21 protein-coding genes are annotated in these 24083 nt (G+C 62.5%); 6 read left to right on the top strand and 15 right to left on the bottom strand.

What is annotated here, in order from left to right:
* The 7 genes from AYR66_RS28420 to purT all read right to left on the bottom strand — a co-directional run.
* On the bottom strand, positions 1-348 hold a 348-nt coding region (locus AYR66_RS28420; RefSeq protein ID WP_141104251.1), incomplete at its 3' end, for a DUF3570 domain-containing protein.
* Complete coding sequence (locus tag AYR66_RS15525) at positions 348-554, bottom strand: DUF4266 domain-containing protein (RefSeq protein WP_088708250.1); 207 nt, start codon at positions 552-554, stop codon at positions 348-350. The genes AYR66_RS15525 and AYR66_RS28420, both read right to left, overlap by 1 nt.
* Complete coding sequence (locus AYR66_RS15530; protein WP_088708251.1) at positions 551-1039, bottom strand: TlpA family protein disulfide reductase; 489 nt, start codon at positions 1037-1039, stop codon at positions 551-553. Before AYR66_RS15530 ends, AYR66_RS15525 begins: the two co-directional genes overlap by 4 nt.
* Positions 1036-2157 carry a DUF4214 domain-containing protein gene (locus tag AYR66_RS15535; protein ID WP_088708252.1) on the bottom strand — a complete coding sequence of 374 codons (1122 nt, stop codon included), beginning with the start codon at positions 2155-2157 and terminating at the stop codon, positions 1036-1038. Before AYR66_RS15535 ends, AYR66_RS15530 begins: the two co-directional genes overlap by 4 nt.
* 154 nt (positions 2158-2311) lie before the next feature.
* Positions 2312-3892 carry an alkyl hydroperoxide reductase subunit F gene (gene ahpF, locus AYR66_RS15540; RefSeq protein WP_088708253.1) on the bottom strand — a complete coding sequence of 527 codons (1581 nt, stop codon included), beginning with the start codon at positions 3890-3892 and terminating at the stop codon, positions 2312-2314.
* 159 nt (positions 3893-4051) lie between these two features.
* Positions 4052-4615: an alkyl hydroperoxide reductase subunit C gene (gene ahpC / locus AYR66_RS15545; protein WP_088708254.1), complete on the bottom strand. Its 564-nt coding sequence runs from the start codon at positions 4613-4615 to the stop codon at positions 4052-4054.
* 199 nt (positions 4616-4814) lie between these two features.
* Complete coding sequence (purT, locus tag AYR66_RS15550; protein WP_088708255.1) at positions 4815-6029, bottom strand: formate-dependent phosphoribosylglycinamide formyltransferase; 1215 nt, start codon at positions 6027-6029, stop codon at positions 4815-4817.
* 272 nt (positions 6030-6301) lie between these two features.
* Between purT and AYR66_RS15555 the strand changes: the two genes are divergently transcribed.
* Together AYR66_RS15555 and AYR66_RS15560 are read left to right on the top strand one after the other, a co-directional pair.
* Complete coding sequence (locus tag AYR66_RS15555) at positions 6302-7405, top strand: SRPBCC family protein (protein ID WP_088708256.1); 1104 nt, start codon at positions 6302-6304, stop codon at positions 7403-7405.
* A gap of 138 nt (positions 7406-7543) precedes the next feature.
* A complete protein-coding gene (locus tag AYR66_RS15560; RefSeq protein WP_234814914.1) occupies positions 7544-8581 on the top strand; it encodes a glycosyltransferase family 9 protein in 1038 nt (345 codons plus the stop codon).
* A 65-nt stretch (positions 8582-8646) separates the two neighbouring features.
* Here AYR66_RS15560 and AYR66_RS15565 read toward each other — a convergent pair whose 3' ends face one another.
* From AYR66_RS15565 to AYR66_RS15595, 7 genes are all read right to left on the bottom strand, one after another.
* Entirely contained in the window at positions 8647-9711 is a 1065-nt protein-coding gene (locus tag AYR66_RS15565) for a glycosyltransferase family 9 protein (protein ID WP_088708258.1), read from the bottom strand.
* Entirely contained in the window at positions 9708-10532 is an 825-nt protein-coding gene (locus AYR66_RS30115) for a glycosyltransferase family A protein (protein ID WP_088708259.1), read from the bottom strand. The genes AYR66_RS15565 and AYR66_RS30115 overlap by 4 nt, the downstream gene beginning before the upstream one ends.
* On the bottom strand, positions 10529-11161 hold the full coding sequence (locus AYR66_RS30120; protein ID WP_088708260.1) for a DUF4254 domain-containing protein: 633 nt from the start codon (positions 11159-11161) through the stop codon (positions 10529-10531). Before AYR66_RS30120 ends, AYR66_RS30115 begins: the two co-directional genes overlap by 4 nt.
* 133 nt (positions 11162-11294) lie before the next feature.
* Positions 11295-13463: an amylo-alpha-1,6-glucosidase gene (locus tag AYR66_RS15580; RefSeq protein WP_088708261.1), complete on the bottom strand. Its 2169-nt coding sequence runs from the start codon at positions 13461-13463 to the stop codon at positions 11295-11297.
* A gap of 35 nt (positions 13464-13498) precedes the next feature.
* Positions 13499-14524 (bottom strand): glycosyltransferase family 4 protein, encoded by a 1026-nt coding sequence (locus AYR66_RS15585; RefSeq protein ID WP_088709839.1) that lies wholly within the window; start codon positions 14522-14524, stop codon positions 13499-13501.
* Between the two features lie 240 nt (positions 14525-14764).
* The gene (locus AYR66_RS15590; RefSeq protein WP_088708262.1) at positions 14765-15538 is read right to left on the bottom strand and encodes a ferredoxin--NADP reductase; all 774 of its coding nucleotides are present in this window, start codon (positions 15536-15538) and stop codon (positions 14765-14767) included.
* 151 nt (positions 15539-15689) lie between these two features.
* A complete protein-coding gene (locus AYR66_RS15595; RefSeq protein WP_088708263.1) occupies positions 15690-16460 on the bottom strand; it encodes a DeoR/GlpR family DNA-binding transcription regulator in 771 nt (256 codons plus the stop codon).
* Between the two features lie 117 nt (positions 16461-16577).
* On the opposite strand from AYR66_RS15595, the gene AYR66_RS15600 reads away from it, so the two are divergent.
* A complete protein-coding gene (locus tag AYR66_RS15600) occupies positions 16578-17702 on the top strand; it encodes an ABC transporter substrate-binding protein (RefSeq protein ID WP_088708264.1) in 1125 nt (374 codons plus the stop codon).
* Between the two features lie 44 nt (positions 17703-17746).
* Here the strand turns inward: AYR66_RS15600 and selD are convergent, their stop codons facing one another.
* Positions 17747-18802, bottom strand: a complete 1056-nt coding sequence (gene selD / locus AYR66_RS15605) for a selenide, water dikinase SelD (RefSeq protein ID WP_088708265.1) — start codon at positions 18800-18802, stop codon at positions 17747-17749.
* Between the two features lie 141 nt (positions 18803-18943).
* On the opposite strand from selD, the gene nosP reads away from it, so the two are divergent.
* The 3 genes from nosP to mnmH are packed head-to-tail and all read left to right on the top strand — an operon-like array spanning position 18944 to position 24054.
* A complete protein-coding gene (nosP, locus tag AYR66_RS15610; RefSeq protein WP_088708266.1) occupies positions 18944-20101 on the top strand; it encodes a nitric oxide-sensing protein NosP in 1158 nt (385 codons plus the stop codon).
* The gene (locus AYR66_RS15615) at positions 20094-22991 is read left to right on the top strand and encodes an EAL domain-containing protein (protein WP_088708267.1); all 2898 of its coding nucleotides are present in this window, start codon (positions 20094-20096) and stop codon (positions 22989-22991) included. Before nosP ends, AYR66_RS15615 begins: the two co-directional genes overlap by 8 nt.
* A 13-nt stretch (positions 22992-23004) precedes the next feature.
* A complete protein-coding gene (gene mnmH / locus AYR66_RS15620; RefSeq protein WP_088708268.1) occupies positions 23005-24054 on the top strand; it encodes a tRNA 2-selenouridine(34) synthase MnmH in 1050 nt (349 codons plus the stop codon).
* The last annotated feature ends 29 nt before the right edge of the window (positions 24055-24083 follow it).

Consider the following 24083-nt stretch of genomic DNA (forward strand, 5'->3'; position numbering starts at 1 on the left):
GACCGTGTGGCTGTTGAAATAGCGCGTCACCTTGACGTCAGCCGCCTTGCGCAGATCGCTCATGCGCGAGGCGCCCGACACAGCGGTGTGATAGCGTGGCGATGCGCCGGATACATCGTCCGCCACGATCGTGCCCTCGACCGACCAGTCGCCCGCCACCGGTGCCATGAACGCCACCGAGGGCGTGTGCACCGAGATGCGCTCCAGGCCGGGCTGCCATTCCTTGTAGTCGAGATAGCGCATGCTGACGTAACCCCGGTCGGGCGCGCTTTCCGCCTGCGCCTGCACACCGGGCAGTGCAAGCGCCGCCGCGAGGAGGGCATCGGTCCTGAATGGGCGGCCTGCCATCAGTTGCACCCGCAACCACCGCCGCCGACCCCGGTGCCGCCGGACGCGCCTTCGCGGCTGGTGTAGGTGTGGTCGCCGTAGCGCGTCTCGAGCGGGGATGTGTCGAAACCCATTTCGGGGAGCGCGAGCATGCCTTTTTCCCATGACTGGACTTCGGCGCATCCCGCGCATGCGGCAACGGCAATCACGAGCAGGATGCGTTTCATTTTGACGTCCCTCCCAGCGCCGCGGCGATCCGGCTTTCCAGCACTGCTTTGTCCGATTCGCGGAATCCTGTGTGGGTCATCAGGATGCGCCCGTCGGGGCCGACCAGCACGCTGCTGGGCATGCCCTTGATGCCATAGCTGCGCGGCGTGGTCCCGGCGGGGTCGAACACGACCGTGAATTGAGCCGGCGTCGCCGCAAGGAAGCGCCTGGCGTCTTCTTCCTTCGTGTCGAGGTTGATGCCGATGACTTGCAAGCCATGTGCCGAAAACCTGGCAGGCAACGCATTCATCCAGGGGAAGGATTGCCGGCACGGGCCGCACCAGGACGCCCAGAAGTCGATGTAGACGGGCTTGCCGCGAAAATCCGCGAGCTTCATGGTTCCGGCCGTGCCGGGCAATTCGAAGGCGGGCGCAATGCTGCCCGTTTCGGCGCCGGCACCAGCGGCAAGCAGCGCGGCGAGGGCTGCGGCCGCAGCGCGCTTCACGGTGTGCCTCCTTCAAACCATGCAGCAACGATGGCGCGTTCGGCGGCCGTCATCTGGGTCGCATTCCCCAACGGCATGCGCTGCAAGACAACGACCTGCTGGTAGATGCGCGCCGCATTGGTGCGCAGCACGGCCTCTGTATCCACCCGGATGCCAGCCGGCGGATTGGGGACGTTATGGCAGAGGAAACAGCGCTGGGTGGTGATGGCGAGGACCTGCGCCGTCGTCGGCACCGAGGGAGCCGGCGCCGGGTTCAGCAGGCTGAAACTGCTGTCGGCCATGTTGATCTGGCTGATCGCGGCCGTTGTCGATTCCGGCGTGACGGCAGCGGCGATGGCCATGGTGTTGGTAATGGAAGCCTCGCTGGTATTGAAGTTCAGGCCGTGCTGCACGGCGAAGTAGCGTGCGACGGTGTTCTTGTTGTCGAGCAAGGCCGGCACCCAGCCCCAGGTCGGGTCGCCGGCGAAGGATCGCGCGGAGTCGAGCATCGTGCTGATCAGGCTGCCCTTGGTCGCGCGCCCGGCTGCCAGTTCGCCGCTCCAGTACTGCACGTCGGCATCCGGCGGCGCGGTTGCTCCGCTCCTGCCGAGGACATTCTTGTAAATGACGCGCACGAATTCGTCATTGGTCATCGTTACCGAGTAGCCTGTCAGCGAGGAAAACTGTATGGCGGCGGCATAAAAGCTTTCGGAAATCTGGACGATGGTCTGGCCGGCCTTGAACTGGTCGATCCAGTAGCTCAGTCCATCCGCGTCCGGAACGCGGTTGAAGAAGGCGACATACAGGTCGATGAGCGTGCGCAGTTCGATCGAGGAAAGCGTCTTCGACTTGTCGCCGATGCCGAGGTTGACGGTGACGTCGTCGAACCGGATGCTGTCGGTGCCCGTGACGCTGGAACTGACGCCGGTGGCCGCGTTGGTGACGCTGTAGCCGGTGCTGGTCCGTGCGAGACGGTAATTGTTCCGGGGGCCGGCGAAGCTGGCAACGATCGGGGCGAACTGTGCGACCGCCAGGCGTTTTTCAGCACCCTGCGACGGCGTACCGGTTTCGGAACCGCCCCCGCATGCGGTCACCGCGGCTGCTGCAGTCATGGCCAGGATAGTTTTGCGCAGCATCATTCCCGCTCCCCCTTTTGTTGTACTTCGTTCGGGTGCCTGTTCCAGGTTAGCCCTGCCGCTTGTTTCGGCAAGGTGTCGGACGGTATACAAGCTGGAGCGTGGTCTTATTCCGCAGGGACGAAAAAAAAGCCGGCGAGGCCGGCTTGAAGGGGTGTCAGGCAGCAACAGGGATTTTTTCGTCCGCCGGCGCCGATGTCCGGATCAGGTGGTCGAAGGCTGACAGTGCCGCTTTCGAACCTTCCCCCATCGCAATGATGATCTGCTTGTACGGCACCGTGGTGGCGTCCCCGGCGGCGAATACGCCCGGCACCGAGGTCTGGCCGCGTGCATCGACTTCAATCTCGCCGCGGTTGGTCAGGGCGACGGTGCCCTTGAGCCAATCGGTGTTGGGCAGCAGGCCGATCTGCACGAAGATGCCTTCGAGTTCGACATGGCGCGATTCGCCCGACTGGCGGTCGGTGTAGCGCAGTCCGTTGACTTTGGCACCGTCGCCGGTCACTTCGGTGGTCTGTGCCTGGGTAACGACGGTCACATTCGGCAAGCTGTGCAGTTTGCGTTGCAACACGGCATCGGCGCGCAGCTTGCTGTCGAATTCAATCAGCGTCACATGGGAAACGATGCCGGCCAGATCGATTGCCGCTTCCACGCCCGAATTGCCGCCGCCGATCACCGCCACGCGCTTGCCCTTGAACAGCGGTCCGTCGCAGTGTGGGCAGTAGGCCACGCCGCGGTTGCGGTATTCCTTCTCGCCCGGCACGTTCATTTCACGCCAGCGGGCGCCGGTGGCCAGCACCACGGTCTTTGCCTTCAGGCTGGCGCCGGAAGTAAGTTTCACTTCGATCACGTCGCCCGGGACCAGTGCTTCGGCGCGCTGCAGGTTCATCACGTCGACGTCATAGTTCTTGACGTGCTGCTCCAGCGCCGTGGCAAGTTTCGGCCCTTCGGTTTCCTTCACCGAGATGAAGTTTTCGATGCCCATGGTGTCCAGCACCTGACCGCCGAAACGCTCGGCAACGACGCCGGTACGGATGCCCTTGCGTGCAGAATAGATCGCTGCCGAGGCGCCTGCGGGACCGCCGCCGACGACCAGCATGTCGAACACGTCTTTCTGCGCCAGCTTGGCGGCTTCGCGGACAGCAGCGCCGGTGTCCAGTTTGGCGAGGATTTCCTCGAGGCCCATGCGGCCCTGGCCGAAGGTTTCGCCATTCAGGAACACGGTCGGCACGGCCATGATCTGGCGCTGGTTGACTTCATCCTGGAACAGCGCGCCGTCGATCATCACATGGGTGACGTTCGGGTTGAGCACGGCCATCAGGTTCAGCGCCTGCACGACATCCGGGCAGTTCTGGCAGGACAGCGAGATATAGGTCTCGAAGCGGAATTCGCCTTCGAGGTTGCGAATCTGCTCGATCACGTCGGCTTCGACCTTGGGCGGGTGGCCGCCGACCTGCAGCAGCGCCAGAACCAGCGAAGTGAACTCGTGGCCCATGGGGATGCCCGCGAAGCGGATGCCCATGTTGCTGCCGGCGCGGTTCAGCGCGAAGGAGGGCGCGCGTTCGCCGTCGCCGCTGCGCTCCGTCAGGGAGATGCGCGGGGACAGTTCCTTGATGTCCTTGAGCAGCGCGAGCATTTCGCGCGACTTGTCGCTATCGTCCAGCGATGCAGTGATCTCGATCGGTTGGGTGACTTTTTCGAGATAGGCCTTGAGTTGGGTCTTCAGGTTGTTGTCCAACATGATGGCTTCCTTTGTAAGGTTGCGAATATTTAGCATGAGCAGTGCCAATTCCGGATCAACCGGATCACTCGGGATGGATCGGGGATTGGCGCTGCCGCCGGGCGCTTGCGCTGCGCCCGGGGAGCGGTTGCGCCGCTGGTGCGGCGCGTGTGAATCGTCTTAGATCTTGCCGACGAGGTCCAGCGACGGAGCCAGGGTTTCTGCGCCCGGGGTCCACTTGGCGGGGCAGACTTCGCCCGGGTGGGAAGCAACGTACTGGGCTGCCTGCACCTTGCGCAGCAGTTCCTTGGCGTCGCGACCGATGCCGTTGTCATGGACTTCGCACAGCTTGATCTGGCCTTCCGGGTTGATCACGAAAGTACCGCGCAGTGCCAGGCCCTCTTCTTCGATCATCACTTCAAAGTTGCGGGTGATGGCGCCGGTTGGGTCGCCGATCAGCGGATAGCGGATCTTGGCGATGGTTTCGGACGTGTCGTGCCATGCCTTGTGGGTGAAGTGGGTGTCGGTCGACACGCCGTAGACTTCCACGCCCAGGGACTTGAAGGTGTCGTAGTTGTCAGCCAGGTCGCCCAGTTCGGTCGGGCAGACGAAGGTGAAGTCAGCCGGGTAGAAGAACACCACGGACCACTTGCCCTTCAGGTCGTTTTCAGTCACGTCGACGAACTTGCCATTGTGGAAAGCGGTTGCTTTGAAGGGCTTGACTTGGGTATTGATCAGGGACATTGCCTACCTCTCTTGGTTGAAAAAAGTGTTGATGAGTGAATGATAGAGATGAACTATTGTTTTGTGAAATCAATAGTTTCTATATATGCGATAGCGTAGCTTTATTGCAGGTCCGTATTCTATTGTTTTATTGGCAATCCTGCAGGCGTGGGTGGTCGTTTTGATCAGATGAACATCGCCTGGATTGGTTCGGCGCGACTCAGCCAGTAGTGACAGGCCTGACGCGGGAGGCGGCTTCCTTTGCCCGGTTGCGCGCGGTCTCGATGTCCGGGGCGGTGGCGAGCGCGACACCCATCCGGCGGCGGGCGAAGGATTCCGGCTTGCCGAACAGGCGAATATCGGCACCTGGCACCTGCAATGCTTCCGCCACGCCCTCGAATGCAATTGCCTTGGCTTCGTGCTTTCCGTAAATGACAGCGGATGCCGCGGGAGAAACCAGCGCGACGTCCACCGGCAGGCCGAGGATGGCCTTGGCATGCAGCTCGAATTCGTTCTGGCGCTGGCTGGCCATGGTCACCATACCTGTGTCATGCGGGCGTGGGCTGACCTCCGAGAACCACACCATGTCGCCCTTGACGAACAGTTCGACGCCGAAGATGCCCAGCCCGCCGAGTTCATCCGTCACCTTCTTCGCGATGTGGCGCGACTTTTCCAGTGCAGCGGACGGCATCGGGTGCGGCTGCCACGACTCGATGTAGTCGCCTTTTTCCTGCACATGCCCGATCGGTTCGCAAAAATGGGTGGTGACAACGCCATCCTTGAGGGCGCGCACGGTGAGCTGGGTGATTTCGTAGTCGAAGTCGATGAAGCCTTCCACGATCACGCGGCCCGCATTGACGCGGCTGCCGGACGCCGCGTAATTCCATGCGGCTTCGATTTCGTCCGGGCCGTCGATTTTCGACTGCCCCTTGCCCGAGGAGGACATGACCGGCTTGATCACGCAAGGAAAGCCGAGGGCGGCGCAGGCGGCCTTCAGTTCGTCCAGGCTGTCGGCGAAGCGATAGGGCGAGGTTGGCAAGCCGAGCTGCTCTGCGGCAAGACAACGAATGCCCTCGCGGTTCATGGTGAGCCAGGCGGCGCGCGCCGTCGGGATGACGGTCGCCGTGCCTTGCCTTTCCAGCTCCACCAGCGCCGTCGTGGCAATGGCTTCGATCTCCGGCACCACGAGGTCCGGCTTTTCCTGTTCGATCAATGCGGTGAGGGTGGCTGCGTCGGTCATGTCGATGACATGGAAGCGATGCGCCACCTGGTGGCCGGGAGCATTCGGATAGCGGTCGACAGCAACTACTTCGACGCCGAGGCGCTGCAGTGAAATGATCACTTCCTTGCCCAGCTCCCCTGAGCCGAGCAGCATGACCTTGGCGGCGGACGGGGAAAGCGGGGTACCGAGGCGGATCGAGCGGGGTGTTGTCATGGTAGTGGAATGGTGTAGTGCAGGGCAGCGGGTAGTGTACTTTCATTCCCGGTTGCACACATCGTATAACCGGAATGCCGCATGCGCATTTCCGACAGGCATTCATGTCCACGCCGATTCGCGCAATCTTTGCGCAAGCCCGCGTGTAGCGACGCAACGATTCTCCCACTATGCCGTCCAACAGGCGGGCAGGCGGCTGTGCTGATTCCCTGAGAAAAGCAATGAAGCAGCGCCTGGACTATCCAACCTGATTTGGCAGAAAGGAGCAGGCAATGAGAGAGGAGTACGAAAGCGAAAGCAACCAATCGCGCCTCGCATGGATGCTGGGAGGATTATCACTGGGCGCCCTCGCCATGTACCTTGCGGATCCGGAACGCGGTCCGCAACGTCGGGCGCAGGCGAGGGATGCAATGCGCGGTGCGTTGTCCAGCACCGGCGACGTGCTGGATGTCGCACGGCGCGACCTTGGAAGCCGTGTCCAGGGCTGGCGGGCCCAGGCCGACACCATGCTGACGCGAGGCAAGGAACAGATCGACGACCAGATGCTGAAGGCACGCGTGCGCCAGAAGCTCATCGGCGCAGCCTCGCAGCCCGGCCAGATCGATATCGAGGTCAACCAGGGAACCGTGACGTTGAGCGGCACCGTGCCAAAACACGAGCGGCAATACGTGCTGGACACGGTCAGGCGTATTGATGGCGTGAACAGCGTGCAGGACTTCCTCGACACGCAGCAGGATACAACGGAGAGCCGCCAACGCTACAGCAGCTATCAGGAAGACACGGCGGAGGAAGGCTGGTCGCCATCCGTCCGGACCATCGTCATGCTTGCGGGCAGCGCGATCGGCCTGTACCTTCTGACCCAGCGCTCGTCCACCTTCAGCAGCGCGCGTGAACCCATCATCCTCAACAAGACCATCCACGTGGATGCGGCGCCGGAACGTGTCTTCGAAATGTGGAGCAACTACGAGAACTTCCCGCGCTTCATGTCCAACGTGCAGGAAGTGCGCGACCTCGGCAACGGCCGTTCGCACTGGGTGGTGAAGGGGCCGGCAGGAACGATGGTGGAGTGGGATGCGCGCCTGACCGATTCGCGCCGCAGCGAAGTGCTCGCCTGGCAGAGCGAAGCGGACGCCGATATCCAGAACAGCGGCCAGGTCCGTTTCGAGCCGGAAGGCAAGGGCACGCGCGTGAGCGTCTACCTGTCCTATACGCCGCCGGGAGGCGGCATCGGCCATGCGATCGCCTCGCTATTCGGATCCAATCCGAAGCAGGAAATGGATGAGGACCTCGCGCGCATGAAGTCTTACATCGAGACCGGCGCCGTCCAGTCGGGCGCCACGCAGCCGACGCAGTCTTCGGCCTCCATCCTGCATTGACCATGGAAGCCTTCCGTGTCCTGACACGGAAGGCTTTCCGGGTTGATGCAGGCAAGGTCCGCGGTTGGGAAGGATCAAGCCCCATGGGCGATGCGTCCCTATCATGAGTGGAAAGGCATATCCCACCGGAGGACACGCGTGACGCTGGCAGGCATCGAGGAAGACACGAGCAAAGCTATTCCGCTGCTGCGGAGGATGACGGTACAACGGATGGCTATCTTTCGCGCGCTGCAGGTGGGCGACATGCTGTGCGCAGTGCCTGCATTGCGGGCGATACGCGCGGCCTTGCCACAGGCGCACATCACGCTGGTCGGCCTGCCGTGGGCGGAACAATTCGCACGGCGTTACAGGCACTACGTGGATGCATTCGCGGCCTTTCCGGGACATCCCGCCTTCCCGGAACAGCCTGTACGCGAAGCAGAGCTCGAAACCTTCTACACCACGATGCGGGCGCAGGAATTCGATCTCGTATTGCAGATGCACGGCAGCGGGCAGGTCAGCAACCGCATCGTTACCGAATTCGGCGCAAAAGCCGTGGCCGGTTCCGTCGTGCCAGGCAGCCATCCGGCGGATCCTGGGTCATTCATGGAATACCCGGAGGAAGGCGCTGAACCCCTGCGCCTGTTACGCCTGGCCGAATTCATCGGCGCACCCTCCGCCGGCAGCCACCTGGAATTTCCGCTGACGAAGGAAGACGAACGCGAACTGGAAGCAAGCGGCCTTGCCGCCGGTCTGGTGCCGCGCGAATACATCTGCATCCATCCCGGAGCGCGCCTGCGGGACAAGTGCTGGCCGCCGCAACGCTTTGCCGAGATTGCGGATGCGCTCGTGGATGAATTCGGCATCAAGGTGGTGTTGACCGGTTCGGCGAAGGAAGCAGACCTTACCGCACAAGTCGCGGCCTGCATGCGCCACGCGGCCATCGACACGGCATCTCCGTTGTCCATTGGCGCCATGGCGGCGCTGATGAGCCGGGCGCGCCTGCTGGTGTGCAACGACACCGGCGTTTCGCATATCGCCGCGGGCCTGTGTTTGCCCAGCGTGGTGGTGTTCAGCAAGGCGGACATGCAACGATGGGCGCCGCTTGACCAGGACAGGCATCGCTGCATCTGGGATCCTGAAGGCGGGCGCGCGGAACTCGTGCTGCAGCATGCGCGTGTGCTGATGAAAATATAAAGAACGGTAGGGTGGGTTTCGCTCCGCTCTACCTCGGCGGCCCCACCCACCCTACGGTTCCTTATTTACTCGCGGTACAGCGACAACGCAAGCTCGCTCACTTCCTCCACCGTCGCCCCGTCGACAAAGCTCTCGTCGTGAGGGCAACGTGTCTTCAGGTTCTCCGCACCGCATACCTGGCAATGCACACGCAATGACATCGCCGCGCGATGATGATCCTGCCGCAGCGGCGCGGATTCCAGCAGGTTGGTCAGCCAGTAGATCCCGACGGCAGGCGTGCCGATGGCGAGCGCGAGGTGCAGCGGGCCGGTGTCGTTGGAAATCACCAGCGATGCACGTTCCAGCAGGCCGCACAGGCCGGACAGCGACAGCTGGCCCGCGAGATTGAGGGCAGGCTGGCGCATGCGTTCGAGGACGGCGGCGACGATGCCGGCTTCCTCGGCGCTGCCGTTGATGGCCACCATCGCGCCTTCACGCGCCAGGATGTCGGCAAGCGCGGCATAACGTTCCGCCGGCCAGCGCCTGCGGGGATCGCTGGCGCCGGGCTGGAGTACAACAAGTGGACGCTTGCCGATGGTATCGAGCACATGAGCTGCTTCCCGCCGGTCTTCCGCGGTCACGTGCAGTTCACGTCCGAACCGTACTGTCGTGGCGCCTGTCAGCGACGCGACTTCAAGCAGTTGCAGCCGCCGGTTCTGCAGCGGGCCATAGGACACCCACCGGTCGAGCGCCGCCGCCTCCGGTGCCCGCATGCCGGCGGTCAAGCGTGCGGCAAATTCCATCAGGAAGGGATTCGAATACAGTCCGCCGCCGTATGCCTGCAGCGCGATATCGTACCGGGCGTCGCGCATACGTTCGATAAAGTGGCGGACAGGCAGCGGATCTACTCGCGCATCGGGCGGAAGGCCGATGCCGGGGATAGGGGGCAGCACCTCGACTTCGTCCACGGGACCGGGACGGTTGGCAAGGAAATCCGCATGCCACTGCCGGCCGATATAGGTGATACGGGCGTCGGGATAGGCGACGCGCAGCGCGTGCAAGCTCGGCAGCGCAAACACGAAGTCGCCGACTGCGCTGGGCCGTAGGAAGGCAATCCGGCGTACGCCGGGCAAAAGAGGGAAATCCGTCATGGCGTGATGGAAAGCGGCAGCACTTTGGGAGCGTCGATGTCGCGGGTGGCGATGGTGGTCGGCAATTCCAGGTGGTAGGCACCGGAGGGAATCATGCCGCAGCCGCCGTAGCGTTCCATCACGCGCAGCTGTGCCAGCACGTCTTCGCCGCAATGCGCTTCCGGCAACTGCTCCCAGAAATCGAATCCGCCCGCGCTGCGCAGCTTTTCCGTGTCGAACAGCACGCAGCCGCCAATCCACGCAACGCGATAGAGACGCGTCGTGGCGCGCGTCAATCCGAGTTTCGCCTGTACATGGAACAGGTTGGCCGCGCTATGCAGGTGGTGCCGTGTCCAGGCGGGGCTGCCCGGTGCCACGCGTTCCGGCTCGACCTTGCCATCCCAGAATTCGATGTGCTGCTGGTGCGGGCGGATATCATCGAGGAAGCTCATGCCATGCAGCGCGCTACCCACGAAACCGCATTGCTGCATGGTGATCGCATGGTGCATGCGCTCGACCATGTCGTTTTCCAGCAGCACGTCATCGTCGAGATAGAGGCAGTGGCGCGCCGTCGCCTGCGCCAGCAGGAAGGCACGCTGCTCCGCCATGCCGCGCCGTGGGAGGTGACGCAGTGCCAGCACATCGATGCCTGTGGCGCGCATCTGCCGCATGACCGCCTGCGCTTCGGGTTTGGAGAACGAAGCCGCGTCATCCGACTGGTCGGAAATGACCACGCGGAAGTCCCTGAATGTCTGCGCCGACAGCGAAGCCAGTGTGACGGCGAGTGCGCAGGGACGGTTGCGGGTGGGAATGAGGATGTCGATGGCCGCGCGGGCGTTCATTGCGCGATGCCTCCCGTCGCTGCGCCTTGCCGTTGCGCTCCGTAGAGATAGGGATTGAGCGAGGGATCGTTGTACATCTTGAACTGGCGATAGACCTTGAAGTACGTGCGTCCCTCGCGTGCTTCGGCGAGCAGCCTGTCGAAGCAGTTGCCGAGGTCCTGCCGCTGGATGAGCAGGCGCTGCAGCTTGCCGCTGCATTTGGCGATGTGGTCCGGGCCGGCATCGACGCGCTGGGTCTGCTCGCGCATGTGGTAGATCTTCAGGCTGAGGATGGAAAGGCGGTCGATCATCGCGCCCGCGGTTTCACTGTTGAGGCGGGCATCCGGCGCGGGCTCGCAGTCTTCGAGTGCCGAGAGGATCGCTTCATCGATGGCTTCGACCGCATCGTTGCGCTTCTGGTTGTACTGGTCGATCAGGCGCTTGCATGCGGCGATTTCACTGGCGCCGACATCCGTGCGCCTGGCCTTGTCTTCCTCGTTCCACAGCAAGGTGTTGTAGCGGTGGTTCGCTTCGATCCAGAACCACGCGCCCGGACGCTCGTCAAGCGACTGTACCGCCGGCCATTGCGGATTGGCCAGCATGTCGTCGTGGAACTGCGTGAGCGAGGAAGCGGTGAGGTCGTTGAGCATAGTTGTCCTTTCGATAGTTCGATCGAAAGGGGCGGGTGCAAGAAGCGTGCTATGGCACCCGGCAGCGCAATACGGTCGCACATGCCGTGGCACGCACGGCAATTTGTACATGTGCCTGTAAAAATGGCGCCGGTCACGCAACCACAACCACTTCCGCCGGCCCTTCCTTGCTGATCACATTCACACCCACATTGTTCGGATAGCGCTGCAGCAAGAGATCGACTGTCGATCCGGCAATCGACAGCCCACGCACCTCGACGCGTTCAAGGAAGGGCGGCAACTGCGGATGGCGGAAACGGATTTCGGGCTTGTGCGGATCGAAGGACAAACCGAGGCAGGCCTGCAGCAGGGAAAACACAGTCGCGGCAGCCCACGCCTGCGGCGAGCAGGCAACCGGGTACAGGGTCGGACCTTCGTCCGGACGTTTTTCGAAGCCGCAGAACAGTTCCGGCATGCGGCTCTGGTCCATGTACAGGCAGGCGTCGCGCAAGGCGCTGAATACCTGCATCGCCTTGTGCGTGAAGCCGTAGCGCGCCATGCCTTCGGCGATCAATGCATTGTCATGCGGCCAGACCGAGCCGTTGTGGTAGGCCATCGGGTTGTAGCGCGACGCGCTCTTCGGGATCGTGCGAATGCCCCAGCCGCAGAAGAAATCGTCGGTCAGCATCTGGTCGGCAATGCGCGCCGCATACTCTTGCGTGGCAATGCCGGACCAGAGGGTATGGCCGGCATTGGACGATGGGACGGAACATTTCTGTTTGTTGCCATCGAGCGCGATGGCATAGGTGCCGATCTCTTCGCACCAGAAGGTGTCGTTGAATTTCTGCTTGAGGGTTTCGGCGGCGTTTTGCAGCTTGTTCGCCAGCGCAGTGTCGCCCAGCAGGTGCGCCAGCTCGGAAGCGCGGACCTTCGCTTCATAGACGTAGCCCTGTACTTCGCACAGCGCGATCGGTGCATCGGCTAGCCGGCCGTCGCTGTGGAAGACTGAGTCGTTCGAATCCTTCCATCCCTGTTGCACAAGACCGCTGTCGCTGTAGCGCGCGTACTCGACAAAGCCGTCGCCGTCACGGTCGCCGTATTCGTCGATCCAGTTGAGCGCCTTGCGAATGTTGCCCCATATGCTGCGAATGAAGTCGAGGTCGCCGGTGCGCTCGTAATACGCGCCGGCGAGTCCGACGAAAAGTGGTGTCGCGTCCACGGTGCCGTAGTAGCGGCCGAAGGGGATTTCATTCAAGGCCGCAAGTTCGCCCTTGCGCGCCTCGTGCAGGATCTTGCCCGGCTCGGCATCTCGCGCGGGATCGAATTCAGTAGCCTGCGTGGCGGCGAGCAGCGCAAGTACGCCTTTCGCCATCTCGGGATCGATCCACAGGTATTCGCGCGCAGTGAGGATGCCGTCGCGGCCGAAGGTCGTCGAATACCATGGCAGTCCGGCATAGGGATAGTCGCCATCCTTCGTATTGGTCGTTAGCATCACGAGGTCGGCAGTCGAGCGGTCCACCCATTTGTTGAACAGCGGATCGGAGGTGGTGATGCTGCAGCGGTTTTTCAGCCGCTCGCTGACGGTACGGTTCAACTCCGTGAAGGCGCCGAAATAATCGGTGCTGTTCTTCACGACGTGGCCGTCGTGTTCGACGCCCATGGTCGCGTAAATATGCGATTCGGCCTTGGGCTCGAGGCGGATGCGATAGTCGGCGCGGCCGGCAGTGAGTTTTTCCGGCACCGGATCGAAGGTGATGCGCGTGCGCCGGATCTGGTTGTCGACGCCTTGGTAGCCGAGCACGAATTCGGTCTTCGATACTTCCGGTTCGAGCATCTTGCCGCGCTGTTCGCGGCTGAAGCCGCGCACCTCGAAGATATCCTTGAAGTCTGCGCCGAACTCCATGGAGATCGTGGCTTCGATCGGCTCGAGGCCATAGTTGACGACGCGCACATGCTCGTAGCAGGCGTTGTTCCACAGCAGCTTGGCACGGAAGATGTGCAGGTCGCCCTTGGCAATGCGGTTCCCGCCATCCGGGTGCAGGTCGGGATTCATCAGTTCGACGATGAACAGCCCGTTGTCGTCCTTCACCGTCGAGTTCAGGTACATCGGCCGCACGCCCTCGATCAGCAGTTCCTGGTGCGAGAGGAAGCAGGTGTCGCCGTGATAGATGCCTTCCTCGCCGAGGCCGATCGGCTGGATGTCGCCGAAGCGGTCGAACATCGCGAACAGGTCATTGTGCTTCAGCACGCGCCGGCGCTCGTCGGCCGGTGAGGAGGTGGCGAGGATGTACCATTGCTCGCCCAAACGAATCTTTTCAACCATGGGATCCTCCGTTTGCGTTGATGTTTCCCGTGGGGCTACGTGGCCAGCAGCCGGCGGTAGGCTTCGAGGTAGTTGGCGGCCATGTGGGGGGCGGTGAACCTGCGCTCGAATGCTGCCCTGCAATTCTCTCGGCTGATGGAATCAATGTGCATCGCCGCGCGCACTGCTTCTTCCTGGTTTGAAACGATGAAGCCCGTCACGCCGTCCTCGACGATCTCAGGTACCGATCCATGTCCGTAGGCGACGACCGGCGTGCCGCACGAAAACGATTCGATCATGACCAGGCCGAATGGTTCGGGCCAGTCGATGGGGAAGAGCAGGGCAGCGGCATTTTCAAGCAGCTCGCGCTTATCCTTGCCGCCGACTTCGCCTACATAGGTGACCAGCGGATGCCGGAGCAAAGGCTTGATGAATTCCTTGAAGTAGGGCTCTTCCGCCTTGTTCAGCTTGGCGCCGATGAAGATGGGGCGGTCGCAGCGCAAGGCGATTTCAATGGCGCGATCGACGCGCTTCTCGGGCGAAATGCGGCCGAGAAAGAGGAAGTAGTCGCCAGGATCCGGGTTGAAGGAATATAAGTCATCCGGAATGCCGTGGTGGACCGTGGCAAGCCAGTTGGCCCAACGCAGCGGTTCACGCTGGCTGTCCGAGATCGACACCAGGTGCTGGCTGTCGAAGTGGCGGTAGAGCGGGACGAGATAGGGCAGGTCGAGCCGCCCGTGCAGCGTCGTGACATGCGGGGTGGAAAAGTATTTTGCTGTCGGAAACTGCAGGAAATCGGTGTGGAAGTGGATGATGTCGAATTCTTCCGCCATCGCTGCCAGGACATCCATCTGGATCAGGTGGTAGCCCATCCACGAATGATCCAGCGCGCTGTCGCGCACGCTTTGCTCGACGGAGGAAATCAGCCTGGCCTTGGTCTCGGAGTCGCCCGATGCAAACAGCGTGACGTCGTGTCCCTGGCGAACCAGTTCTTCCGTCAGGTAGGAAACAACCCGTTCGGTGCCGCCGTAAGCCTTCGGCGGGACGGATTCGAACAGGGGAGATACTTGAGCGATCTTCATGGTCGTGGCACGCCTCGATTCAATCAAGTTGTCGGCTTCTGCGGCCATGCAATCGCAATGGATGTCATGGCTGTACCTGCCCGTGCAGGGCATATCAACAGCCGGGGTCAGTGGAGGATAGAGAGGTGCATGCGTGCACTTGTTCCCGTGATTACACAGGAGACGACGCGGGACTGGCGGGGAGGGGGTCTCGCCGCAGTGCGGCGAGACCGGGAGGCAGGAAATTATTCCCTGAAGGGATTACTGCTCGGCAAACGCGCGTTCGATCACGAAGTCGCCGGGGATGGAGGTGTTGCCTTCCTTGAAGCCGCGCTGTTCGAGCATCACCTTCAGGTCGCGCAGCATCGCCGGGCTGCCGCAGATCATCACGCGGTCGTTGGCCGGATCGATCTGGGGAACGCTGAGGTCGTCGAAAATCTTGCCGTTCTCGATCAGGTTGGTGACACGGCCCATGTTCTTGTAGGCTTCGCGGGTCACGGTCGGGTAGTAACGCAGCTTGCTGGTCACCAGTTCGCCGAGGAATTCATGGTTCGGCAGGTGTTCGACCAGCAGGTCGTGGTAGGCCAGCTCGTCGACCTGGCGCACACCGTGCACGAGGATGACCTGGTCGAATTTTTCGTAGGTTTCCGGATCGCGCACGATGCTCATGAAGGGGGCGAGGCCGGTGCCGGTGGACAGCAAGTACAGGCGCTTGCCGGGCAGCAGGTAGTCGATCAGCAGAGTGCCAGTCGGCTTGCGGCCGACGATGACGGTATCGCCTACCTTGATGTGCTGCAGGCGGGAGGTCAGCGGGCCGTTGGGGACCTTGATGCTCAGGAATTCGAGGTGTTCTTCATAGTTCGCGCTGACGATGCTGTATGCACGCAGCAGCGGCTTGTCGTTCACGCGCAGGCCGATCATGGTGAAGTGGCCGTTGGAAAACCGCAGGGACGGGTCGCGGGTGGTGGTGAAGGTGAACAGCTTGTCGGTCCAGTGATGCACGCTCAGGACGCGCTCTTCGTTGAATGCACTCATGATTGATGACAGTAGGCGGAATGAAACCGGGCTTGCGGACGCGGCGCTGAATGGACGCGTGAAGCGAAACCGGGGATTTTACCATTCTCCGGGGCCGATTGACCCTGAAAAGTATCGGATTTGCATGCAAAACCGTGCTGGATTGCGGGTTTCAGCCCTTCGCTGCCGCAATAACGGCCTCCACGCCGCTGGTCTTCATGATTTTCATGAGGGATTCGGGCGGCCGGATGTTCGTGAACAATTTGTCAACTTGCGAAATGTGGCCCATGCGCACCAGGGCTTCGCGCCCGAATTTGTTGCCGTCCGCGACCAGCCACACCTCGCGCGACTGCTCGATGATGGTCTGCGCCACCCGCACCTCGCGCGGGTCGAAGTCGCGCAGCGTGCCGTCCGGCTCGATGCTGGAAATGCCGATGATGCCGATGTCGACCTTGAACTGGCGGATGAAATCGCTGGTCGCCTCGCCGATGATCGCCCGGTCGCGCTTGCGCACGACACCGCCCGCGAGGATGACTTCCGAGGTCGGGTTGTCACACAAGATGCTGGCGACGTTCAGGTTGTTGGTAATGACGTGCAGGTCCTGGTGGTTGACCAGGGCGCGCGCCACTTCCTCGGTGGTGGTGCCGATGTTGATGAGGAGGGAGCAGCCCGGCTTCACGCGCTTTGCGACTTCCGCTGCGATACCGCGTTTGGCCCCCAGCTGCAGGGACTGGCGCTGCAGGTAATCGATGTTTTCCACCGATGAGGCCAGGCCGACGCCGCCGTGGTAGCGCGACAGCAGCTTCGCTTCTTCCATGGCCTTGATGTCGCGCCGCACGGTCTGGGGCGTGACGTCGAATTTCCTCGCCAGCTCCTCGACCGACACCGTCTCGTGCTGACGGACGAAATCGAGCAATTGCCGCTGCCGGGGATTGAGTGCCAAGGTGTTCTCCGAAAGGTGTGAAAGCGCATGATTTTAGAACAACTGCTCTACCGGAGGCACTTTCTTGCCTCGCGAAAACTCGTTAGATTTGCCTGACAACAACTATCAGGAGACAACATGATCATCAAAACCCTGGCAGCCCTTGCTGCCTGCTCGGCCTTTGGCCTTGCACATGCTGCTGAAGTCAGGATCGGCTCCGTGTTCGGCCTGACCGGCCCTACTGCTGCGACTGCGGCTGAGGGCATGGCGATCGCCAACGGCTACCTCGAGATGATCAATGCGAAGGGCGGCGTCAACGGCAACACGCTCAAGCTCTCGGTGCGGGACGACCAGTACGACCCGCGCAAGACGCCGGCGCTGGTCGAGGAACTCATTGCGAAGGAAAACATCGTCGCGCTGGTCAACGGGCTCGGCACGGCGAATACCGCTGCGCTGATGAAAACCGGCGTCCTGGCGCAGCATCGCGTGCCGCTGGTGGGCGTGTTCAGCGGTTCCGACGTCATCCGCGGCCCTGGCTCGGAACAGATCTTCCACACCCGCGCCAGCTATACCGACGAGGTCATGAAGATCTCGCGCCTGGCCAGCACCCTCGGGCTCAAGCGCGTGGCCGTGCTGTACCAGGAAGATGGCTTCGGCGCCAGCATCAACCAGGCCGTGGCGAAGGCGGCCGAGACCTATGGCTACGAAATCGTGCAAAAGGTGCCGTACAAGCCCGGCGAAACGAATTTTGCGGCGCATGCGAAGCAGATGAGCGATGCGCGGCCGCAGGCGATTTTCCTGATGGGCGTGCCGGAAGCGGTGTCGCATTTCATGCAGGTCTTCGACAAGTCGAAGTCGATGGCGCAGGTCTACGCACTGTCCTTCGTGCCGGCCAAGGCGCTCGCCGATGCGGCCGGCGAACAGCGGGTGCGCGGTGTCGGCATCAGCCAGGTGGTGCCCAACCCGGCATCGACCACGCTGCCGCTGGCCAAGGAGTTCCAGACCTTTTTGAAGTCGCCCTATGGCAAGGGAATCAGTTCCAATCCGCTGAACTTCGAAGTGTTCCTCAACCTGCGGCTGGCAGTGGAGGCCATCCGCATGGCGGGGCCGAAGCCGACACCGGAAAAGGTGACGCAGGCACTGACCTCGATGAGCAGTTTCATGCTGGCGGGCTATCCGATCAGCTTCAGCGAGACTAACCGGCGCGGCGCGCACTACCTCGACATTGCGGTGGTGGGCGCCAACGGCAGGCTTTCTTATTGAACAGGCAACCGGCGCCGCAGCCTGCCAAGCAGTTCGGGAAGGCGTTACTTGACGTGCACCTGCGGTGCTCCGGCAGCAACTTCGCCGATGACTGCCGCATCCGCGAAGCCTTCCCGCTGGAACAGGGCGAGGACTTCCGGCACCGCCGCCGGATCGCAGGAGACGAGCAGGCCGCCGGAGGTCTGCGGGTCGGTCAGCAGGGCTTTCTGCACCGCCGAGACTGATTCGGCGAGGATGATGCTTTCACCATAGCCAGCCCAGTTGCGCGCCGACGCACCCGTGACGAAACCAGCTTCTGCCAGCGCCGATACGCCCGGAAGCACCGGCACACTGGACATGTCGATCTGCACCGAGACGCCTGCGCCGCGCGCCAGTTCGAGCGCATGTCCGAGCAGCCCGAAGCCGGTCACGTCCGTCATGGCATGGACGCCGGGCATGGAGGACAGCAGGCGGCCGGGCTTGTTGAGCCGGGTCGTGTTGACGATCATCGCCTTGTAGCCTTCGGCATCGAGCGCGTTCTTCTTGAGTGCGGCGGACAGCACGCCTACGCCGAGCGGCTTGCCGAGCACCAGCTTGTCTCCGGGGCGCGCGTCGGCATTGCGCTTGACCCTGTCCGGATGGACCAGGCCCATCACCACCAGCCCGTAAATCGGTTCGACGGAATCGATAGTGTGCCCTCCTGCGATCGGTATGCCTGCTTCCGCGCACACCGCTTCGCCACCCTGGATGATCTTGCCGATGACGTCGACCGGGAGCTGGTTGATCGGCATTGCCACTAGCGCAAGCGCCATGATGGGGGTGCCGCCCATCGCGTAGACATCGGAAATCGCGTTCGTCGCCGCAATGCGTCCGAAGTCGTACGGATCGTCGACGATAGGCATGAAGAAATCCGTGGTGGCGATCAGCGCCTGTTCGTCGTTCAGCTTGTAGACGGCGGCATCGTCCGAGGTTTCTATTCCGACAAGCAATTCCTTCGGCACCGGAAAGCCGCTGGAGCGCTTCAGGATATCGGCCAGCACGCCGGGTGCAATCTTGCAGCCACAGCCGCCGCCGTGGGAAAACGAGGTGAGCCGAATCGGGTTGTCGACGGAAGTATTCATTGCTGTGGGAGTGGTCAGGGAAGGGGGCAAGAATACCCCGGAACGCGCCGCGCGTCATATTGGCGTCCCGGAATTTTATTGACTATAGTCAATTGGATACCCACGATAAGCGGGGCGCAGGCCGGGGGGAGGGAGACCGCCATGAGCACGCAGCAACCGATTCGCACGTCCCAGTCCTGCGCTGCGGACGCGCGGGAAGCCGTGCGCGAATTTCACGCCAGCGTGGCACACGCCGAGATGGCGCTGGTGATGTTTTTTTGCTCGATCGACTACGACCTTGATGCCGTGGCCGATGAAATGCGCCGGCTGTTCGGGAATACGCCGGTGGTCGGCTGCACGACGGCGGGTGAAATCGGGCCTGCCGGTTACCGCGGGCAAAGCATTTCGGGGGCGAGCTTTCCGGCCGGCTCCTGTACGGCAGTGACCGGTCACCTGGATTGCTTGCGACAGTTCGAAATGACGCGCGGACAGGCGTTCACCCAATCCCTGCTGCATCGCCTGCAGGCGATGGCGCCGGGCGCCGATCCCCATAACAGCTTCGCCTTCCTGCTGATCGACGGGATGTCGGTGCGCGAGGAGCCGGTCACGCGCTCCCTGCAAATGACGCTCGGGCGCCTGCCAATGTTCGGCGGCTCGGCCGGGGACGGGTTGAAATTCGCGGCCACGCAAGTCTTTCACGACGGCAGCTTCCATGAGGACAGCGCTGTCCTCGTTGTCGCGACCACGGCGCTGCCGTTCCGTATTTTCAAGACGCAGCATTTCATTTCGACCGACGAACGGATGGTCGTGACCGAAGCCGACGCGGACGCCCGCATCGTGCGGGAAATCAACGGCCTGCCGGCGGCGCAGGAGTATGCGCGCATGGTCGGGGTGGACGTTGACGACCTCGATCCGATGCGTTTCGCCGCTTCTCCGGTCGTGGTGCTGATCGATGGAATGGATTACGTTCGCTCGATCCAGAAGGCCAACCCCGACGGCAGCCTCACGTTTTACTGCGCCATCGAGGAGGGCCTGGTGCTCCGTGTGGCGCGCGGCGTCGACCTGGTGGAAAACCTGGTGGAGGCGCTCGAGCGCGTCGAGGCGGAAATCGGCCGGCCGCAAGTCGTCTTCGGCTGCGACTGCATCCTGCGCCAGCTCGAAATTGTGCAGTGCGGACTGCGGGAGCGCGTGTCCGAGGTGCTCGGCAAGTACAACACCGTCGGCTTCAATACCTACGGCGAGCAGTTCGGCGGGGTGCACGTCAACCAGACCTTTACCGGTATTGCCATCGGCAGCCCGAAAGAGGCGGGCAATGGCTGATCCCGCATCAGGGGGACCGTCCGCTAACGAGCAGGGGATGCGCGACGAAATCGTGCGCCTCAAGAAGATGGTCCAGGCGCTCATGAATCGTGCCGAGCGCAGCACCAGCGCGCGCGGGTCCGACTTCAGCCTGTTCCAGACGGCGATCCTGCTGGAAGACCAGGTGCGCCGTCGCACGGAAGACCTCGAAGCCGCGCTTCGAGAGAATGAAAAGATCACCCGCGTGCTGCAGAACACCTCCCTGCAGATGGAGATGGAAATCAGCCAGCGGCGGCGGGTGCAGGATGCGCTGTTCCAGAGCGAGCAGCGCTACCGCACCGCCACTGAAGCGGCACAGGATATTTTCATCACGGTGGACGACGATAACGTCATCGTTTTCGTCAACCCCTCGGTGCAGCGGATACTTGGCTATGCGCCGTCTCAGCTGATCGGCCGCGACTTCGGCACGCTGATGCCGCCGCACCTGCGCACGGCGAAGCGCAACCTGTCCTGGAACGGCGTCCAGGTGCCCTGCCTGCACCAGGACGGCAGCGAGGTGCCGCTCGAGTTTTCGTTTGGCGAATTTGTGCAGAATGGCCGGCGCTACTTCACCGGGATCGCGCGCGACATCACCGAGCGCAAGCGTGCCGAGGCGCTACGTGAAGGCCAATTGCGCGTGCTGGAAATGATCGCACTCGACGCGCCTCTGGAAGAGTCGCTTGCCTCCCTGCAGCAATGCATTGAAGCCCAGTACGAAGGCATGCTCAGCGCGGTCATCCTGCCCGACGAAAGCGCCCGCTTGATGCTTTACTGCATCGCGCCGAGCCTGCCTGCAAGCTTCCGCGAAGCGCTGGTCGGATGCCCCATCGGCCCCGATGCCGGATGCTGCGGCAGCGCCATGTATCGGCGCGAGCCGGTCATCGTGCCTGACGTCATGGTCGATCCGCTGTGCGCCGGCCTGCGTGGCATCGCCGAAGCCAACGGCTTGCGGGCATGCTGGTCGCATCCGATCATTTCCGGGGCCGGCAAGGTGCTTGGCGCGTTCAGCGTCTATTACCGCCACGTGCGGATGCCGGACAAGCCGGAGCTGAAACTCATCGAACTCGCCGTGCGCATCGCCGGAATCGCCATCGAGCGCAAGCAGGACGAGGACTACATCCGGCACATGGCCCATCACGATGCGCTGACCGGCCTGCCCAACCGCCTGCTGCTGGAAGACCGCTTGAGTCAGGCCATCGCGCGCGCCGCCCGTTACCATGCGCTGGTCGCGGTCCTGTTCGTCGATCTCGACCATTTCAAGCACGTCAACGATTCCCTCGGCCACCATATCGGCGACAAGCTGCTGCAGGCGATCGGCGAACGCATGCAGGACTGCCTGCGGGAAGGCGACAGCATCGCGCGCCTGGGCGGCGACGAGTTCGTGATCTGCCTTGCCGAGGTCAGCCGCAACCGCGATGCGGCCGCCGTGGCGCAAAAGATCCAGGCGGCGCTGGCGGAAAGTTTCACTGTCGACGGCAATGTGCTGCAGGTCGGCAGCAGCATCGGCATCAGCCTCTATCCGCTCGATGGTGCCGATGCGGAAGCGCTGCTGCGGGCGGCGGACGCGGCCATGTATGACGCCAAGGCCAAGGGGCGGGGAAACTACCAGTTCTTCACGCCTGCACTCAATATCGCGGCGCAGCAGAGGCTGACGGTGTCGAACCAGCTGCGCCAGGCCTTGGTGCGCGGCGAATTCGTGCTGTACTACCAACCTCAGGTCAGCCTGCGCTCGGGCGCCATTGTCGGCGTGGAAGCCTTGATGCGCTGGAAGCGTTGCCAGCACGGAAAGCATGATCTCGTTTCGCCCACCCATTTCATCCCTATCCTCGAAGAGATCGGGCTGATGGCCGAAGCCGGGAAGTGGGTCCTGCGCGAAGCCTGCATGCAGGCCGCGGCATGGCAAAAGATGGGACTGGCGCCGATCCGGCTGGCGGTCAACCTGTCCGCGCGCCAGTTCGCCGGCGACGACATCGTCCGCACGGTCATCGAGGTGCTGGACGAATCCGGACTCGGGCCGGAATGGCTGGAACTGGAAATCACCGAAAGCCTGATGTTCGACGACTCGGAGCGGATCATCCATGCGATGCATGAACTCAAACGCCTGGGCGTGAGCCTGTCGCTCGACGATTTCGGCACGGGTTACTCCTCCCTGTCCTACCTGCGGCGCTTCCCGGTGGACCGGGTAAAGATCGACCGTTCCTTCGTGCAGGACCTGACCACCAACGCCGGCGGCGCGGATATCGTGCGCAGCATCCTGGCGCTGTCGCAAAAACTCGGCCTGGCCGCCATTGCAGAGGGCGTGGAGACCGAAGCACAGCTCGGTTACCTGCGCCAGCAGGGCTGCGCCGAGATCCAGGGTTACCTGTTCAGCCCGCCTTTCCCGGCAGAAGAAATGACGCTGCTGCTGCGCTCCGACAGGCGCATTCCACTGTTTTCCCATTTGCCGCTGCCCGAGCATACGCTGATGGTCGTGGATGACGACGAGCAGGTCGGCGCCGCGCTGAAGCGTTTGCTGCACAAGGAGGGACTTCACGTGTTGTGCGCGTCACGCGTGGAGGACGCCTTTGAACTGCTGGCGTGCAACAGCGTCGGCGTGATCCTTGCCGACCTCGATATTTCGGGCGACAGCGGGATCGACTTCCTGGCGCGCACCAAGCGCCTGCATCCGGACTCCATCCGCATCCTGCTGACCGGGGAAGCGGAGATTGCGGCGGTCGTCAATGCCATCAACAAGGGCGCGATCTACAAGATCCTCGTCAAGCCATGGGTCGACCAGTTTCTGGTCGAGAATATCCGGGAGGCTTTTGCACTGTACGCCGCACTCAAGGAAGCCTTTGTCCTGCATCCTGTCACTGACTACGGTTCGCTGTAGGTAAAATACGGGGATGCAAAATTTCGATTCCTACGATCTGATCATCGACGCCCGCAGTCCGCGTGAATACGAGGAAGACCATATTCCCGGCGCCATCAACCTGCCTGTCGTCGACAACGCCGAATACGCCGAAGTCGGGACACTCCACCGCACCGACCCGCTTGCCGCCTACCAGCTCGGCGCGCGCTATTCGCTGATGAACATCGCCCGCCACATCGAGCAGCATGTGGCGAAATACCCGGCCAAGAGCCGCATCCTGGTGTACTGCTTCCGTGGCGGAAAACGCAGCAAGGTCTGGTTCGACGTGCTCGACACCATCGGCTACCGGGTGGAGAAACTCAAGGGGGGATGGAAAGCTTACCGGCGCTGGGTGAATGAGGAAATGGCAACATTCCCGGCCGGGTTCCGCTACGTCGTTGTCTCCGGCCCCACCGGCTGCGGCAAGACCCGCCTGCTCGGCGCTCTGCACCAGGCAGGCGCGCAGGTGCTGGACCTGGAAGGCATTGCCACCCATCGCGGCTCAATCATCGGCGCTGTTCCGGGGAAGAACCAGCCGACCCAGAAGATGTTCGACAGCCTGCTGCTGCGCCAGCTCAAGCAGTTCGATCCGGCGCGCCCCGTGTGGGTGGAGTCGGAGAGCAAGAAGATCGGCAAGGTGCAGTTGCCCGATGCGCTGCTGGAGCGCATGCGCGGCGGCTTCACGGTCAGTGTCGACGCGCCGATGCCGCAGCGGGTGCAATTGCTGCGCGAGGATTACGCGCATTTCGAGCAGGACCCGCAATCCATGATCGATCGTCTTGCCTTCCTGCGTCCGCTGATCGGGGGCGAGGAGTTTTCGGCATGGGAGGACCTTGCAGCGCGGCGTGAAGTACCGGCCCTGTTCGAGCGACTGATGCGCAACCATTACGATCCGACATACAGGCGATCGACCTTGCGCAATTATCCGGATATCGACAAATCGCCGAAGGTGATGCTGGAAGACCTGTCTGCTGAAGGATTATTGCCCGTGGCAAGGGAGCTTCGCGCGCAGTTCGATGTCGCCGACGACGCCAAGGCAGCGTAAACAAAAAAAAGGCGGCACGAGGGCCGCCC

The organism is Noviherbaspirillum denitrificans, assembly GCF_002211445.1.
In the GTDB taxonomy this organism is placed as follows: Bacteria; Pseudomonadota; Gammaproteobacteria; order Burkholderiales; family Burkholderiaceae_D; genus Noviherbaspirillum; species Noviherbaspirillum denitrificans.